13 protein-coding genes and 1 pseudogene are annotated in these 13,659 nt (G+C 73.4%); 4 read left to right on the forward strand and 10 right to left on the reverse strand.

The genetic code is table 11. From position 1 onward, the window contains the following. Positions 1-31 precede the first annotated feature (31 nt). The 3 genes from AB0G35_RS24675 to AB0G35_RS24685 are packed head-to-tail and all read left to right on the forward strand — an operon-like array spanning position 32 to position 4,175. On the forward strand, positions 32-2,866 hold the full coding sequence (locus AB0G35_RS24675; RefSeq protein ID WP_360953401.1) for a cation-transporting P-type ATPase: 2,835 nt from the start codon (positions 32-34) through the stop codon (positions 2,864-2,866). After that, entirely contained in the window at positions 2,863-3,522 is a 660-nt protein-coding gene (locus AB0G35_RS24680) for a TrkA family potassium uptake protein (RefSeq protein ID WP_360953404.1), read from the forward strand. Before AB0G35_RS24675 ends, AB0G35_RS24680 begins: the two co-directional genes overlap by 4 nt. After that, on the forward strand, positions 3,519-4,175 hold the full coding sequence (locus AB0G35_RS24685) for an NAD-binding protein (protein WP_360953407.1): 657 nt from the start codon (positions 3,519-3,521) through the stop codon (positions 4,173-4,175). The genes AB0G35_RS24680 and AB0G35_RS24685 overlap by 4 nt, the downstream gene beginning before the upstream one ends. A gap of 65 nt (positions 4,176-4,240) precedes the next feature. Here the strand turns inward: AB0G35_RS24685 and AB0G35_RS24690 are convergent, their stop codons facing one another. The 10 genes from AB0G35_RS24690 to AB0G35_RS24735 all read right to left on the reverse strand — a co-directional run bounded on the left by AB0G35_RS24690 (position 4,241) and on the right by AB0G35_RS24735 (position 12,733). Then, complete coding sequence (locus AB0G35_RS24690; RefSeq protein WP_360953410.1) at positions 4,241-4,660, reverse strand: CBS domain-containing protein; 420 nt, start codon at positions 4,658-4,660, stop codon at positions 4,241-4,243. A 285-nt stretch (positions 4,661-4,945) separates the two neighbouring features. After that, positions 4,946-5,572 carry a V-type ATP synthase subunit D gene (locus AB0G35_RS24695; RefSeq protein WP_360953425.1) on the reverse strand — a complete coding sequence of 209 codons (627 nt, stop codon included), beginning with the start codon at positions 5,570-5,572 and terminating at the stop codon, positions 4,946-4,948. Further along, positions 5,569-6,993, reverse strand: a complete 1,425-nt coding sequence (locus AB0G35_RS24700) for a V-type ATP synthase subunit B (protein WP_360953428.1) — start codon at positions 6,991-6,993, stop codon at positions 5,569-5,571. Before AB0G35_RS24700 ends, AB0G35_RS24695 begins: the two co-directional genes overlap by 4 nt. Beyond that, positions 6,990-8,768: a V-type ATP synthase subunit A gene (locus AB0G35_RS24705; RefSeq protein WP_360953431.1), complete on the reverse strand. Its 1,779-nt coding sequence runs from the start codon at positions 8,766-8,768 to the stop codon at positions 6,990-6,992. The genes AB0G35_RS24700 and AB0G35_RS24705 overlap by 4 nt, the downstream gene beginning before the upstream one ends. Continuing rightward, positions 8,756-9,283 carry a V-type ATP synthase subunit E family protein gene (locus AB0G35_RS24710; RefSeq protein ID WP_360953434.1) on the reverse strand — a complete coding sequence of 176 codons (528 nt, stop codon included), beginning with the start codon at positions 9,281-9,283 and terminating at the stop codon, positions 8,756-8,758. The genes AB0G35_RS24705 and AB0G35_RS24710 overlap by 13 nt, the downstream gene beginning before the upstream one ends. After that, the gene (locus AB0G35_RS24715) at positions 9,280-9,501 is read right to left on the reverse strand and encodes a V-type ATP synthase subunit F (protein WP_360953437.1); all 222 of its coding nucleotides are present in this window, start codon (positions 9,499-9,501) and stop codon (positions 9,280-9,282) included. The genes AB0G35_RS24710 and AB0G35_RS24715 overlap by 4 nt, the downstream gene beginning before the upstream one ends. Positions 9,502-9,503: 2 nt before the next feature. Then, positions 9,504-9,926 carry an ATP synthase subunit C gene (locus tag AB0G35_RS24720; protein ID WP_360953440.1) on the reverse strand — a complete coding sequence of 141 codons (423 nt, stop codon included), beginning with the start codon at positions 9,924-9,926 and terminating at the stop codon, positions 9,504-9,506. Continuing rightward, the gene (locus tag AB0G35_RS24725; protein ID WP_360953443.1) at positions 9,923-11,329 is read right to left on the reverse strand and encodes a V-type ATPase 116kDa subunit family protein; all 1,407 of its coding nucleotides are present in this window, start codon (positions 11,327-11,329) and stop codon (positions 9,923-9,925) included. Before AB0G35_RS24725 ends, AB0G35_RS24720 begins: the two co-directional genes overlap by 4 nt. Continuing rightward, complete coding sequence (locus AB0G35_RS24730) at positions 11,316-12,251, reverse strand: V-type ATPase subunit (RefSeq protein WP_360953446.1); 936 nt, start codon at positions 12,249-12,251, stop codon at positions 11,316-11,318. The genes AB0G35_RS24725 and AB0G35_RS24730 overlap by 14 nt, the downstream gene beginning before the upstream one ends. Further along, the gene (locus AB0G35_RS24735) at positions 12,248-12,733 is read right to left on the reverse strand and encodes a hypothetical protein (RefSeq protein WP_360953449.1); all 486 of its coding nucleotides are present in this window, start codon (positions 12,731-12,733) and stop codon (positions 12,248-12,250) included. Before AB0G35_RS24735 ends, AB0G35_RS24730 begins: the two co-directional genes overlap by 4 nt. Positions 12,734-12,974: 241 nt before the next feature. Between AB0G35_RS24735 and AB0G35_RS24740 the strand changes: the two are divergent. Continuing rightward, positions 12,975-13,547 (forward strand): annotated as a pseudogene (locus AB0G35_RS24740) (CBS domain-containing protein); the annotation flags it as partial. Positions 13,548-13,659 lie beyond the last annotated feature (112 nt).

The following is a 13,659-nucleotide window of genomic DNA, read 5'->3' on the forward strand; positions in this document are numbered from 1 at the left end:
GCCGTACGCGTGCCCCCGGACCGCGCGCGGCATGACCCAGCTCCTGACCCCCGGTGACGGCGCGGGGCTGCCGGCCGATGCCGCGGCGGCCGGTGCTCCGCTGCAGACGGTGGCACCCGGGGACGTCTTCGCCGCGCTCGGCACCACGCCGCGGGGGCTCGGCACGGTGGACGCGGTGGCGCGGCGGGACCGGTACGGCCCCAACGAACTGCCGCGCGCCGGACGCCGAGGCCTGTGGCGGCAACTGGCGGCGCAGTTCACCGACCTGTTCGCGATCGTCCTGCTCGTGGCGTCCGCGATCACCTTTCTCGCCTACGAGCTGCAGCAGCCCCGGGACGCCGGCACGTTCCGGCTGGCCGTGGCCATCCTCGCCGTGGTCCTGCTGAACGCGTCCATCGGCTTCGCGCAGGAGTACTCCGCCGAGCGGACCGCGGAGTCCCTTCAAGCGATGGTGCCGCACGCCTGCCGGGTCCTGCGTGACGGGGAGCGGCAGGAAGTGCCCGCACGCGAGCTGGTGCCGGGCGATGTCGTGGTCCTGGAGGCCGGGGACGCCGTGTCGGCGGACTGCCGTCTGGTCGAGGCGCACGAGGTGTCGGTGAACAACGCCGCTCTGACCGGGGAGAGCGATCCGGTCGGCCGCACCGGCGACGCGGAGGCGGCCGGACCGTTGCTGGAGGCCCGCAACTGCGTGTTCATGGGCACCGACATCGTTGCCGGGACCGCGAAGGCCGTGGTGTTCGCCACCGGTGCGGCCACCGAGTTCGGGCGGATCTTCCGGCTCGCGGCGGCGGCGCCGGGGCAGAAGACCCCGCTGCAGCTCCAGGTGGCCTCGATGGCCCGCCGGGTGGCCGGGGTGGCCCTCGCCATCGGGGCAGCCCTGTTCGCGGTACGCGTGCCGACCGGTCAGCCGTTCGTGGAAACGTTCGTGTTCGCACTGGGGGTGATGGTCGCCCTGGTGCCGGAGGGCCTGCCCGCAACGCTGTCGGTGTCGCTGGCGATCGGCGTACGGCGGATGGCCCGCAGACACGCGCTGGTCAAGAAGCTGCTGGCGGTGGAGGCACTGGGGTCCACCACGGTCGTGTGCACGGACAAGACCGGGACGCTGACGCAGGCCGAGATGACCGTCACCCAGGTGTGGGCCGCCGGCGCCTCGCATCCCGTCTCGGGCGTGGGGTACGCACCGGTCGGCGAGGTCACCGATCCGCTGCCCGTGCGCGAGCTGCTCAGGGCCGCGGCGCTGTGCAGCAACGCCCGGTTGGTACCGCCCCAGGCCGACGACGGGGGGAGCCTCGGGCCCGGAGGCGGGGGCTGGCGGGTGCTCGGCGACACCACCGAGGGGGCGCTGCTGGTCGCGGCAAAGAAGGCCGGGATCGATCCGGACGCCGAGGAGGAAGCCGCACCGCGCCTGATGGAGAACCCGTTCGACTCGGTCCGCAAGCTGATGAGCACCGTGCACCGGTCCCAGGACGGCGACTACCGCGCGTACGTCAAAGGTGCCCCGCAAGAGCTGCTGGCCCGGTGCACCGGCATCGACCGGAAGGGCGGGCGGCGGGCACTGACGGACGAGCTGCGCGCCGAAGTCGTCGCGGTGAACGACGAACTCGCCTCCCAGGGGCTGCGCGTGCTGGCGGTGGCCCGGAGGCCGGTGAGCGGCCCGGGTGCCACACAGGACGAGGCGGAATCCGGGCTCACCCTGCTCGGCCTGGTCGGCATGCTCGACCCGCCGCGGCCGGAGGTCAGTGCGGCGGTCGACGCCTGCCGCCAGGCCGGAATCCGTATCGTCATGGTCACCGGCGATCATCCGCTGACCGCCGAGGCCGTGGCCCGCCGGGTGGACATCGTGCGGCAGGCCGCTCCCACCGTGGTGACCGGCGCATCCCTCGACACCATGGACGACGACGCCCTGGACGGCTTGCTCGCCGGGCCGGCGGAGCTGCTGCTGTGCCGGGTCAGTCCCGAGCACAAGATGCGGGTGGTCACCGCCTTCCAGCGGCGCGGCGAGGTGGTCGCGGTGACCGGTGACGGAGCCAATGACGCCCCCGCCCTCAAGCACGCGGACATCGGCGTGGCGATGGGGGCTTCCGGGACGGACGTCGCCAGGGAAGCGGCGGTCATGGTGCTGCTGGACGACTCGTTCGCCTCCATCGCCACCGCGGTGCGACTGGGCCGTTCGGTCTACCAGAACATCCGCAAGTTCCTGATCTACCTCTTCAGCCACAACATCGCCGAGCTCGTCCCCATCCTGGCCGCGACCTTCGTGGGCTTCCCGCTCGTTCCGATCACCGCCGTGCAGATCCTGGCGATCGACCTCGGCTCGGACGTGCTGCCCGCGCTGGCACTGGGCGCCGAACCGCCCGAGCCCGACGTCATGGACCGCCCACCACGCTCCCGCCGGGAGCGGCTGTTCTCGGCCGGCGTGATGGGACGGATCCTGTTCCTGGGCGGCATCCAGGCGCTCGGCGTGTGCGTCGTCTTCTTCTGGCACATCCACACCGCCGGGATCCCGTACTCCCGCTTCACCGAGGACGACGCGGTCTACCGGGAGGCGATCACCATGGTCCAGGCGGGGATCGTGGTCAGCCAGTTCTTCAATGCGCTGGCGGTGCGCACCGAGCGCCAGAGCGTGTTCCGGATCGGGCTGTCGTCCAATCCCTGGCTGCTGGCCGCGGGGTGTTTCGGCATCGGCCTGATGGCGGCCATCAGCTATCTGCCCGCCCTGCAGGCCGTCTTCCACACCGCCCCGCTGGCCGCGGCCGACTGGGCGGTCCTGGCGGGCTTCGGCGCGCTGTTGCTGGCTGCCGAGGAATCCCGCAAGTGGTGGCTGCGGAGCCACCGCTCCGGGGCGGGGAAGGGAGCCGGACGATGAGAGTGATCATCGTCGGCTGCGGACGGGTCGGGTCCCGGCTCGCCGCGCAGCTCGCCATCGAGGGCCACGACGTACGGGTCGTCGACCTTCTGACCCAGACACGCAGGCTGCTGCCCGCCGGCTTCACCGGTCGCTTCCACGAAGGAAACGGCTTCAGCCGCACCGTGCTTCAGGCCGCCGGAATCGAGCACGCCGACGCGTTCGTCGCCGTCACCGCCACCGACAGCAGCAACATCGTCAGCGCCCGGACCGCCAAGGAGACGTACCGGGTCCCCCTCGTCCTCGCCCGGGTCTACGATCCCGACCGCGCCGACATCTACCGCGAACTCGCCATCCCCACCGTCGCCGGCGTCCGCTGGACGGTGCACCAGATCCACCGGATGCTGCTGCACCGCCACCTCACGCCGGAACTCTCCTTCGGCAACGGGGAGACCCTGCTGGTCCGTTCCGAGCTGCCCGCCTACCTCATCGGCCGACGGCTGACCGAGTTCGACGTCGACGGTGAGATCCGCGTCGTGGAGGTCACCCGCGCGGGCCGCTCACTCGTGCCCGCGCACAGCACCCCCGCCGAACCCGGCGACCTGGTCACCTTCGCCGTGGCAGCCACCGCCCTCGGCCGTCTGCGCGGCTTTCTCGACAAGGAGCTCGGGACGTGAAAGCCCTGATCGTCGGCGCCGGCCGGCTCGGCACCCAGATCGCCCAGGTGCTCGCCGCAGCTCAGAACGAGGTCACCCTCGTCGACCACGACGAGGGCCGGATCGCGGAACTCACCGGCCGCCTCGCGGTACGCCTCGCCGCCGGCGATGCCTGCGAGCCCGCCTTCCTTGAGCACACCGGAGCCCTCACCACGGACCTCCTCATCGCCGCCACCGGCAACGACGCGGACAACCTCGTCATCAGCCTGCTCGCCAAGCGGCGGTTCGACGTCCCGCGGGTCGCGGCCCGTGTCAACGACGCGGAGAACACCTGGCTGTTCGACCACCGCTGGGGTGTCGACATCCCCGTTCCCGCCGCCACCCCGCTGATCTCGCTCATCGAAGAGGCCACCGGCGCCACCGACACGGTCGCGCTGCTCCGCCTGAGCAAGGCGGGCGTCAACGTCATCGAAACCGCGATCACCGCGCAGTCCCGCGCAGCCGGCCGGGCCCTGGCCGACATCGTGCTCCCGGCCGGCACGGTCATCACCACCGTCATCCGCGACGGCCAGCCCACCGTTCCCACCCCCGAGATACGGCTCCAGGCCGGTGACGAACTCCTCGTCGTCTCCCATGCCGCGACCGAGCAGGAGATCCACGCCGCCTTCCAATGACACCGGCCAGCCCCTCCGGTCGGCGACGGCCGAGGGGAGGGGCGGGAGATGCCTGCTGGAGAAAGTCAGGGAGCCGCGCAGATCATCTCGACGAAGTGGCCCACCTGTTCCTCTGTCAGATGGCGTGCGAGGTCCGCTTCGCTGATCATGCCGACCAGGCGATGGTCGGCGATGACCGGAAGCCGTCGGATCCGGTGTTCCTCCATGGCCCGGAGGACCTGGTCCGCGTCGGCTTCGGCGTCGATGGTGACGGGCTTTCCCTGTTCGAGTGCGCCCGCGGTCATGGTCTTGGGATCCTTGCCCTTGGCAAGGCACTTCACCACGATGTCGCGATCGGTGATGATCCCGTGCAGCCGGTCGTCCTCCCCGCAGATCGGGAGGGAACCGACACCCAGTTCGCTCATCCGGCGCGCGGCGCTCTCCAGGGTCTCGTTCTCCTGCACGCAGGTGGCGCCGGCGTGCATGATCTCTCGTGCAGTGGTCATGGCGATTCCTCCGGGACCGGAGCGCTCCGGCCCCTGCCGGCCGTGCGCCCGGGAAATCCGCGTACACAACGGCGAGGAGGACCACCCGCTTCTCGCGGGTCCTGATTGCGCGGTGCGCGGCTTCGCTCCGCTGCTCCGCGTCTCCGACCGTCCTCCTCGTCACTTTCAGTACAGCCCGCCTGCCCGGCGCGGGTACAGGGCCGAACGGCCTTTCCGCCGGGCCGAGTGACCCCACCCGGTGCGGCGGAGGCGCGGTACGGCGCCTGCCCGGCTGGGAGGGACTTCTCACTCGTGCGATCCGGCCCGCTGCGCGGCCCAGCGGCGGCGGACCGTGTCCTCATGGTCGTTCTGTTCGAGCGCGAGCCCGACCCGGGCGAGTGCCTCTTCCAGTCGGGGGATCCAGTGGCGCCGCAAGGCCCGGACCCGATGACGGACGCGGAGCAGTTCCGCGCCGACGAGCCGGGCCGCCGCCCGTGCGGCGGCGTACTCCGCCGCGGCCCGCACCGCCTCCCGGTACGCGGCCTCGGCCTGCGCCAGAGCGGTGTTCCTCGGGGCGGCCGCGGTGGGGTCGCGGTCCGGGATCGAGCAGGAGGCGCCGGACGGATGCCGCACGCCCATGGTGGACGTCTCGTCGACGGTGATCTCCGCGGCGCCGATGCCCTCCGCTGCTGCTGCCAGGGCCTGCTCACCGCCCAGAACGAGCGCCCGCAGCAGCCAGGTCTCCGCCACGGACGCATGCTCGTGCCAGCGCTGCGCGCAGGTCCGCTCGGCTTCGAGGAGGAGCTCGTGCCGTACCTGCAGGAGGTGCCGCTTCCGTTCGAGGAGATCGGCTCCCCGCAGCGCCACGTCCAGACTGCGCCGGAGGCGGAGACGGCCGGCGCGGGAAGGGGAGGCGCGCACCGGGAAGGTCATTCGTCCGCTCCCTTCCCGTCGTTCCCCGCCGACCCGTGCGGTGTCTCCTGCACGCCGTGTTCGTCGAGCAGATCGGCCGGGAGCATGGACAGCTCACCGCGGGGCAGCGTGCGCAGTACGCGCCAGGCGCGCTCCAACGTCTCGTCCAGAGAACGCAGTTCGGTCCTCCGCTGGGCCACGAAGTCCCGCAGGAACGCCTCGTCGAACGCGAGGTACCGGCGGTCGGTCCGGCTGAGGCCCGACTGCCCCACCAGGTCGGCGAGTTCGCGGACCCGCCGGGCCCGGGCGAGGGCGGCGAGCAGCTGAGCCGCGACGTCCAGATGATCGGGGCGGGTGCGGCCGGGCCCCGCGCCCTTGCGCATCAGGCGGGACAAGGAGGAGAGGGCGTCCATCGGCGGGTACACACCCCGTGCGTGCGTCTCGCGCGTCAGCACGATCTGCCCCTCGGTGATGTAGCCGGTCAGGTCCGGAACCGGATGGGTGATGTCGCCCGCGGGCATCGTCAGGACCGGCAGGACGGTGACGGAACCGGGGCGGCCGCGGATCTTCCCGCAGCGTTCGTAGAGTGACGCGAGGTCGCTGTAGAGGTATCCGGGGTAGGCACGGCGGGCCGGGATCTCGCCGCGAGCGGCCGAGACCTCGCGCAGCGCCTCCGCGTAACCGGTCATGTCGTCCATCACGACGAGGACGTGGCGTCCGCCGGCGAACGCGAGGTGCTCGGCGACGGTCAGCGCGACACGGGGGGTGAGGATCCGTTCGATCACCGGGTCGTCGGCGGTGTTGAGCAGCAGCACCAGTTCACCGGCGGCGGAGCGCTCCTCCAGGGCGTCGCGCACGAAGGCGGCATCAGGGTGGGTGAGCCCCATCCCGGCGAAGACGACACTGAAGGGTTCACCGCCGGCAGTGGCCTGGGCGGCGATCTGCGTGGCGAGTTCGAGGTGCGGCAGCCCCGCCACGGAGAACACCGGCAGCTTCTGTCCCCGCACCAGAGTGGTCAGCCCGTCGACGGCACCGACTCCGGTGAGGACCGGTTCGGAGGGCGGTTCGCGCCGTACCGGATTGATCGGGTCGCCGTTCACCGTTGCCCGAGTCTCCCCCAGGACCGGCGGCCCACCGTCGAGGGGCTCGCCGCGACCGTTGCACGCCCGGCCCAGCCAGCCCGGCCCGACCGGGACGCGCAGCGGTCCGCCGGCGAAGGCGACCCGGAGGCCGGCCGGGTCCATGCCCGTGGTGTCCTCCAGGACCTGAACGACGGCGAGTTCCCGGTCCACTTCCAGGACGAGGCCGTGCCGCTGCTCGCCCGAGTCCAGGGTGATCCGGACGAACTCGTCCCAGCCGACGCCCGACACTCCTTCGACGACGGCGAGCGGACCACGCAGCTCGCGCACCGTCGTGTACGCGACCTCGCCCCAGCCGGTCACCGTGCGTCCCGGAGCCGGGCGAGCACGGTGTCCCGCCGTGCTGCCACACCTGCGGTCTCATGCGGGCCGACGTCCTCTCGTGCGCGGAGCAGCGGTCCAAAATCCACCTCCTCGACCACGGCGGCCGGCACGCCCGCATCGACCCGTTCCCGGCAGCGCTCGACGACCGCGAGCACGGCGTCGACCAGTTCCGCCGTCTTGTCCGCGGAGCAGTACGCGTCCTGGGCGGACAGCGCACTCTGCTGGAGCACCGCCTCGCGCACCAGCCGCCCGGCGAGGACGCTGAGGCGCTCGCGGGCGGGCAATGCGGTGATGCCGATCAGGTCGACGAGATCGGCCAGTCGGTCCGCCTCGGCCAGCAGCGCGGCCACCCGGTCGCGCCGCGCGGGCCAGGCCGGATCCGTGGCCGCCCGCCGGGCGCCGAGGGCCTCCGCGTCACGGGAGAAGGAACCCGACCAGGAGACGGCCGGGTAGTGGCGGGCGTAGGCGAGGTCGCGGTCCAGCGCCCACAGGCAGCGCACGAACCGCTCGGTGTGCGCGGCGACCGGCTCGGTGAGATCGCCACCGGGCGGCGAGACCGCGCCGATCACGGTGACCGAGCCGCGGGCGCCGCCCAGCGTGGTGACGGTTCCCGCCCGCTCGTAGAACGCGGCGAGCGCCGAGGCCAGCCCCGCCGGGTAGCCCTCCTCCGCAGGCAACTCACCGGTGCGGGAGGCGAACTCCCGCAGCGCCTCCGCCCATCGCGAGGTCGAGTCGGCGATGACGACGACGTCGAGACCCATGTCCCGGAAGTACTCGGCGACCGTGGCGCCCGTGTAGATGCTCGCCTCCCGCGCCATCATCGGCATGTTCGAGGTGTTGGCGATGGTGACGGTCCGGTCCGCGAGCCGTCCCCCGGTGCGCGGGTCCTCCAGCGCGGAGAACTCGGTGATGACGTCGGCCATTTCATTGCCGCGTTCACCGCAGCCGATGTAGACGATGACATCGGCGTCGCACCACTTGGCGATCTGCTGGAGCAGCACGGTCTTCCCGGTACCGAACCCGCCAGGTACGGCGACCGTGCCGCCCCTGACGACCGGGAAGAGCAGGTCGATCACCCGCTGGCCGGTGTTCAGCGGCTCCTGAGGGCCGCCCCGCTCGCGGACCGGCCGCGGCCGCCGGACCGGCCAAGAGGCACCGGTCCGCACCTCGGTGCCGCCCACCACGGCCACCACCGCGTCCTGCGGCACGGGACCCTCGGCGGAGATCCGTTCCACCGTGCCGCCGGAGCCCGGGGGCACCAGGACCCGCACCCGTACCGGTCCCGCACCCCGCAGTTCGCCCAGGGCGGCGCCCTCCGAGGCCCGCGTCCCCGTGCCGGCGCTCGGGACGAACGACCAGGTGCGCCCGCCGTCCCCGGCCCGGACGGCACCGGGACGAAGCCGGTCCCCGCTGCCGGACAGCGGGCGCAGCAAGCCGTCGAAGACCCCACCGAGCAGCTGAGGACCGAGCCGCGCCGAGAGCGGACCGCCCTGGGGAGAGGCAACGTCCCCCGGCGCGAGCCCGCCCGTGTACTCGTACGCCTGCACGGTGACCACGCCGCCGCGGATCGCCACCACCTCACCCGGCAGCCCCGCCCCGCCGAGCGAGACCAGGTCATACATCGCCGTCCCTCCGGCGTGCTCCACCTCGACCAGGGGACCGGCGACGCGCACGATGCGGCAGGCGCCCCCGGGCGGCTCACGCCGCCGGGCCGACGCGGCGGTTCCGGCGCCCCAGGCCCCTACGGCACCCACAGTTTCTCCACCTCGGACCCGAGCCGGTCCAGTGCACGTGCGGCGAGGGCGTCCAGCGTGCAGTCGACGTATCGTCCCGCGGCACGGGCGACCACACCGCCGTCGGGGTGCTCGGTGACCTCCGCGTCCGGTCCCAGGAGGCCGCGGGCACGAAGGACGAGCCGGTGGAGCAGGGAGCGGTAGCCGTCGGTGTCCCGCAGCGCCCGGACGCGTGCGGTGGCGAGGCGGCGGAGCTGCTCGTAAGCCGCCCGGCGCGCGCCCAGGTCGCCGGCCCTGGCGGTACGGCGGGCCTGGACGAGAACGGCTCGCCCGGCGGCCTCGCCCTCCGCTTCGCCCTGCCGGCGGGCTTCGTCGAGGATCGACCGTTCTTCGGCCCGGGCGGCTTCCAGGACGTCCGCAGCCTCGCGGTCGGCCTCGGCGCGGAGCGCCTGTGCGTCCGCGTGGGCAGCCCGGAGGAGCTCGGTGCGCACCGGTTCGAGGGCGGCACCCGCCTCACCCGGGACCGGCGTCCTCATGGTGGCAGCACCGCGGTGAGCGGGGAGACGCGCTCGCACACCTCCGGGCCGAGGACGTCGGCCGCCGCCGGCGTGAGAATCACCAGCCCCACGTCCTCCTCCATGTCCCGCCACGCCGTGCGCACCGCGTCGGGGTGCTCGGCGACGAGGACGGTCACCCCGGCCAGGGCCAGTCCCGCCACCCGCACCTGCTCGCCGAGCGCGGCCACCCGTGCCACGGTCAGGCCTTCCCGATGAGGATGATCGCGACGACCAGACCGTAGACGGCGATGCCTTCGGCGAGGCCGACGATGACCATCGCCCGGCCGAAGAGCTCGGGACGTTCGCTGAGCGCGGCCAGCGCCGCGGCCCCGGTGTAGGCGACGGCGATCGCCGCTCCGATCGACGACCCGGCAACGGCGATGGCGGCGCCGATCAGCGCGGCCGAGCCGGAACCGGAGGGCTGCGCGGCCGAGGCGGTGGTGGCGGCCTGCGCCGCCCCGCCACCGAATGCCAGCACCAGCAGCGTGGCTGCGGCCACGAGCAGGAGCGCATCGGCGGCGACCACCCAGCGCAGGGCGGTCCGGCCCCATCGGTGCATGAGCATGCGGATCCCGGCGAAGACCACCGCGAGGGACGGGAGAGCGATGAGCCAGGTGATCACTGCGCCACCTCCGTGTGCTGTACGGGCAGGTGCCAGGGAGCGAACGGACGGCCCTGGCCTTCGAAGACGCGGGAGAACAGTTCGTAGAATTCGAGCCGCAGCGCCTGGATCCCGGTGATCAGCGCCTCCAAGGCGAAGGCGAGGGCGTTGCCGACGACGAAGACGACGACCGCTGCGGCCGGCGCCGCGGCTCCCCTTCCCGCCAGCGCCGTGGTGCCTTCCCACACGATCGAGCCGAGTGCCGCGTGGGTGATCCCGAACGCGGCCAGCCGCGCGAACGAGACCAGGTTCGAGCCCATCCGCACCACCACGTCGAAGAGCTGCACACCGGTCTGGGCCACGCCGCCAGGACCCCCGCCGGTGGCGGAGTACAGGCCGTACGCGGCCAGGAAGAGCCCCACGAGCGCGATCGCCGCACCCGTGAGCGCCACGTCGGTGCGGCCCAGGTACACCGCGCAGGCGAGCACGGCGAGTCCGAGGAAGAGCGCCGATCCCGCGATGCCGTTCGTCGCGTACAGGGCGCGCGCCGCGCCGTTCTCGCGCCAGCGGTTGACGGTCCCGGCCCCGTAGGCCAGCACGAGCAGCACGGCACCGAGCCCGACGGCGAGGGCGAGCAACTGCACGGGCGCCTCCAGGGGGTTGCGCCACAGCACCGGCAACACCCCCGTCGGGCCGAAGAATTCGCCGTAGGCGGCCCCCGCCAGGGTGCCGGCCAGCCCGGCTCCGGCCACGAACGGCCACAGGGCGTGCAGCGACCGCAGGCGCCGGGGCCGGCCGAGCCGCAACAGCAGCGCGGCGAGCAACAGCAGTGCGCCGTGCCCGGCGTCGCCGAACATCACGCCGAACATCACGAGGTAGAGCAGACCGGCGGGCAGCGTGGGGTCGAGGTCGGCGTAGGGCACGGTCCCGTACGCCCGGACCAGTGGCGTGAAGGAACGGTGCACCGAGCCCGTGCTGCGGAGCATGGTCGGCGGGTCGATTCCGCGCGGTGCCCGCAGCGGCACCAGGGCGCCGCCGGTACCGGCGATGCGCGCGGCGGCCGCGGGGACTTCGGCGCTGGGGCACCATCCGGCGAGCGCTGCGACGGCCCCGCGCCGGACCGTGCCCGCGAGGCGCTCCTCCAGTTGGGCTTCGCCCGCCAGCAGATCCGTGCGGCCCGCTCGTTCCAGCGCATCGAGGTCCGGCGGGCGGGAGCTGAGGACCGCGCCGGCCGCCTCGGTGCGGGCGCGCTGCAGCCGGCGGCTCGCCGAGCCGGGCGGCCCCGGGCCGCCGTCGTCGATGCGGTCGATCTCGACACAGCCCGCTTCGGCGATCTTGACGAGGGTTTCCCGCAGGACCTCGCGCGGGGCTACGATCGCCACCCGCTGCATGCGGACGGGCACCACGGACTCAACCCGGAGCATCGAGCACCTCCGCCGGCCCGCCGCCCCGTGCGGCCAGTTCCAGTGCGCCCCGCACCCGCCAGGCATCCGCGGACAGCAGCGCGACGGCGCCGACCACCGGTCCCGAGCCCCAGCGGGACCCGCGCAGCAGCTCGGAGCCGTCCCGTTCCAGCCGGTCCCACCACCGTGCTTCCGCCCGCCACAGGTCCGCCGTCCCGTCGACCCCGTCCAACGCCCAGCGTGCCGTGGCCGGCAGGTGGCGCCGGAAGTCGTCGAACGAGGTGGCCCGTACGGCCGCCCGGCCGAGCAGCCGGCCGGCGCGTTCGGCAGCCGGTTTCGCCGGCCGGCGGCCGACGACGAACACCTCGCGGCCGACCAGCAGGGCCAGCCGTCCCGCCGCCCAGCGCGCGGCCTCCGGGAGGGCGGCGGCCGTCCGCACGGCCGCAGAGGTCCGCATTCCGGTGGCCACCGCCGCCGGTGACTCGTCTCCCGGATCTCCCCATACGGAAGCCGCGAGCACGGCCCGCAACTCCGCCGGTGAGGTGGTGCGGGCGAGCCGTGGCCAGGCGGTCGCCAGCGTGCCGAGCTGGTAGGGCCGTGCGGGGTGGGGGAGTGGGGTCCCCCTCAGGGCGCGGAGGTGTTCCTCGGTGTTGGCGATCTCGAATCCGGCGGCGAGCAGGCGGACGGCGTCGGCACCGCTCCGGGGCTGCCAGCCCGCCAGCACCCGCAGGTGCCAGAGCAGGGTCGCCCCGACCGCCCGCTGCGCCTCGGCCAGTGACATCTCGGCACCGAGGTCGTGCCGGTAGCCGGTGGCTCCCAGGTAGCGCACCGCATCGTCGAGCGTGGGGCCCGCGGCCAGCGCCCGGGCGCCGTGGGCGCCAAGACGCCGGGACACCATGCCCCTGGCCCGGGTGACACCGGCCACCCACCCGGCGCCCCTCACGGCCCTCCTTCGGCCGCCACGTCCCCGTCCGGTGTCTGCCGGGCGGCCGCCCCCACGTCGTCGAGTTCCTCGGCCACCAGTGCCGACACGCGGTCGAGCAGGGCAGGCATGCGCGCGTCGGCCCGCCGGTGCAGCTCGGCCGCCGCTTGTTCCGCCGAGGCGAGCAGTTCCGTGGCCTCCGCCTCGGCGGACCGGCGCACCCGGTCGGCGCTCTCCGCCCGTACGTCGTGCGCGCGGGCACGGGCCCGTGCCACGATCTCCGCGGCCCGCCGCTCGGCTGCGCGCCGGGTCTCGTCAGCGGTCCGTGCCGCCTCCTCCCGTACCGTCCGGGCCTCCGCCTCGGCCTGCTCCAGCAAGGTCAGCGGCGGCTCCAGTTCGGCCGAGAGCTCGGCGGAGCGGTCCGCGGGCACACCTCCGGGCGCCGGTCGGCCGGGTGCGCCGACCGGCCGGAACCGCATCAGGAAATCCCGGAATCCGGCCATGAGCTCTCCCCAGGGTCAGTCCCTGATTCGAGTCTCCACGCCGGGCACGCCGGTGTCGCGCCGGCTCGGGCCGGCCAACGGTTGCCAGGAGGGGAGGGCCGGCCCTCCCTCGGCAGGACCGATCGGTGCCACCCGGCCCTACCTGGGGAGCACCGGGGCGAGGCAGGCTCGTGAGTACGGGCGCCCCGGCGGGCGGATCCCGGCTGAACCCCGCAAGCGCTGCCGAAGGGACCGGCCAGAGATGAGGCATCGCAGCGTCGCCGACCTGATGACGCCGAACGCGGTCGTCGTCCAGCCCGGCACCTCGTTCACGGAGATCGCGCACCTGCTCGACGAGTACGACATCACCGCCGTGCCGGTCGTCGACGAGGACGAGCGACCGGTAGGGGTGGTCTCCGAGGCCGATCTGCTGCACAGACGGACCACCAAGCCGGGCCCGAGTACGGCCGAAGCACTCATGACGAGCCCTGCCGTGGTGGCCCGCCCCGAGTGGTCCGCCGTCCGCGCGGCCAGGACGATGGAGAGGAAGAAGGTCAAGCGGTTGCCCGTGGTGGACGGGTCCGGCCGGCTCATCGGCGTGATCAGCCGCAGCGACCTGGTGCAGCTCTTCCTGCGGCGCGACCGTGCCATCCAGGAGGAAATCCTGGAGGAAGTGCTCACCTGCACGATGGGTGTCGAGCCGTCCGCCGTCACGGTCGATGTCACCGACGGCACGGTCACGCTCAGCGGCACCTTGGAACGCAAGAGCCTCGTTCCGATCGCGGTGCGGATGTGCGAAAGCGTCGACGGTGTGGTCGAGGTGGTCGACCGGCTCACCGCCGCGCACGACGACACCGCCGCGCACGACGACACCGCCGCGCACGACGACACCGCCGCGCACGACGACACCGCCGCGCACGACGACACCGCCGCGCACGACGACACCG

Source organism: Streptomyces sp. NPDC021749, assembly GCF_040640655.1.
Taxonomy (GTDB): Bacteria; Actinomycetota; Actinomycetes; order Streptomycetales; family Streptomycetaceae; genus Streptomyces.

Bases quoted from the DNA above. Each gene is read 5' to 3' on its own strand.
- AB0G35_RS24675 (WP_360953401.1), top strand. From the start codon at position 32: ATGACCCAGCTCCTGACCCCCGGTGACGGCGCGGGGCTGCCGGCCGAT.
- AB0G35_RS24680 (WP_360953404.1), top strand. From the start codon at position 2,863: ATGAGAGTGATCATCGTCGGCTGCGGACGGGTCGGGTCCCGGCTCGCC.
- AB0G35_RS24690 (WP_360953410.1), bottom strand. From the start codon at position 4,660: ATGACCACTGCACGAGAGATCATGCACGCCGGCGCCACCTGCGTGCAG.
- AB0G35_RS24695 (WP_360953425.1), bottom strand. From the start codon at position 5,572: ATGACCTTCCCGGTGCGCGCCTCCCCTTCCCGCGCCGGCCGTCTCCGC.
- AB0G35_RS24710 (WP_360953434.1), bottom strand. From the start codon at position 9,283: ATGAGGACGCCGGTCCCGGGTGAGGCGGGTGCCGCCCTCGAACCGGTG.
- AB0G35_RS24725 (WP_360953443.1), bottom strand. From the start codon at position 11,329: ATGCTCCGGGTTGAGTCCGTGGTGCCCGTCCGCATGCAGCGGGTGGCG.
- AB0G35_RS24735 (WP_360953449.1), bottom strand. From the start codon at position 12,733: ATGGCCGGATTCCGGGATTTCCTGATGCGGTTCCGGCCGGTCGGCGCA.